Source organism: Vibrio sp. CB1-5 (genome assembly GCF_059412285.1).
This window is the reverse complement of record NZ_JBJHPB010000064.1, coordinates 1-1819: the sequence shown is the minus strand read 5'-3', so window position 1 is coordinate 1819 and position 1819 is coordinate 1. Positions and strand designations below refer to the sequence as shown.

General features: G+C 44.7%; 1 protein-coding gene. It reads right to left on the bottom strand.

From position 1 onward, the window contains the following. Positions 1–111: 111 nt before the first annotated feature. Positions 112–1464 (bottom strand): alpha-amylase family protein, encoded by a 1353-nt coding sequence (locus tag ACJB0T_RS21850; RefSeq protein WP_479292730.1) that lies wholly within the window; start codon positions 1462–1464, stop codon positions 112–114. Positions 1465–1819: the final 355 nt, after the last annotated feature.

Sequence of the window (1819 nt, the reverse complement as noted above, 5' to 3'; positions counted from 1 at the left end):
AGGTTTCTTTCAACCTGACGGGTTTGCCAGCTTCGCTGGGCAAACAAAAAAGCCCTCGCACTATTTTGCGAGGGCTTTTTGTATCGGCTTAGTGTGTTCAAAGCTAACGACTCAAACCGATACTAAAACCTCAGCACTCATTGGTTCGATATGCAGCGCGCCACCAGCCTCAACCACAGCATCAGAAAAGATCGAACTCAATGCGTTAGTTTGATTTAAAGCCACTACCTTACTACGGGATGACTTGTTTATCACAACGACGCCTTTGTCACCTCGGCTAAATGCCAGCAGATCTTCATTGGCCTCAATGATCTCAGCTGTGGCCTCGTGTACGGTATGGTAGAAGTGAATCAACTTAGCGAGTTTTGGATCTTTCCAGCCATCCCCCCATCTTGGTAAACCTTTTTTGTTAGTGATACCACTTGGGTCAAGGTCGCTGTATATGAGAGGCACTCCTTTGCCGCGAGTAAGAATATACACATACGCCAGCCACTCATCTTGCTCTTCCATAACCATGTCACTGAACACATCGTTGTTTGGAATATCATGAGTTGTGACAAAGGTAATTGACCGCTCATGAGTTAGCGCCTGACCAAAACAGTAAGGGTCAATCAATGAGGTCAAGCTCCCCTTCTTAGATGAGAAGGCTTCAAAAATGGTTTTGAACAGCGGAAAATCGTATGCCGCCAACCTAGTCTCTTCAAGGTATGGCTGAAGGAAGAGTTCGTATTCTTCCTCGGTAGCACCGCCATCAGTAATGATCTCTCCGAACACATGCATGCCTTCAGTGATCTCATCAGTGAATACTTTCTTAATGTGATCAAGAGTAAGGTGCTTCGCCGCATCAATGCGATAGCCACGCACACCAAGATCTTTCATCGCCAATAAATATGCTTGCTGCTGGGCAATAACGTACTCGCTAGTGCGTAGCGTTGGCAATCCTGGATCTTCTGGTCCACCGGTTAAACGGCCATTTTGCACTTCCCAGCAATCCTTCCAGTTCTCGATACCAAACGCTTCAACAAAATCCTCTTCTGTGAAAAGCGGTTTACTCAAGTCACCAAACAGCTTTTGCTGCTCAAAGTAGCTAGGGTGCTCTTGATAGCACGTTATATCTGATTTACTCGGGTATTGAAGATCAAGACGCAAGCTCGATTCATTCGCCATATGGTTGAAAACCACATCTATGTATACCCAAATATCGAGTTCATTAAGTGCAGCCATCATCGCTTTGAAGTCTTCAGTATTACCGAGTTTGTTATCTATAACGCGATAGTCTTGAGGTTGGTACAACTGCCACCACAACACTTCTTTCTCGCCACGGTAGGACTTCATCGGTGGAGAAACAAGCACTGTCTTGTACCCAGAGGCTTTGATTTCCTGAGCGCGCTCAGTCACTAAAGCATAGGGCCAATCGAACGCATGTAGGATCACGTTACTTTGACTGGTGGTTTTGATAGACATTAGGATCGCCTTTATTACGTAGAATTACTTCGATTGATAAAATTATAGTGATTGAGGAAAACCGCGGCTCATCCTCAACTTGGTTTCTGTTGGTTTAGGCGGTAGGCGTAGAAGAAAATTAACCTTAGAAAATCGCTATAACCACTCAAAAAATTATATAATCCATTGAATTTAAAGAACTAAGCAAGAAACACTTTGCAACAACCCCAGCAGTTAACCGAGTTTGCTTTATCATGAAGCCGTGAGCAACATCACAGCGTGTGAGGAAGGCAGAATATCCCATCTATATGAAACACAAACATCAAGTAGGGTGAGGCGTTACCGCCTCATCCCTCTTACAGAACCGTACGTACGG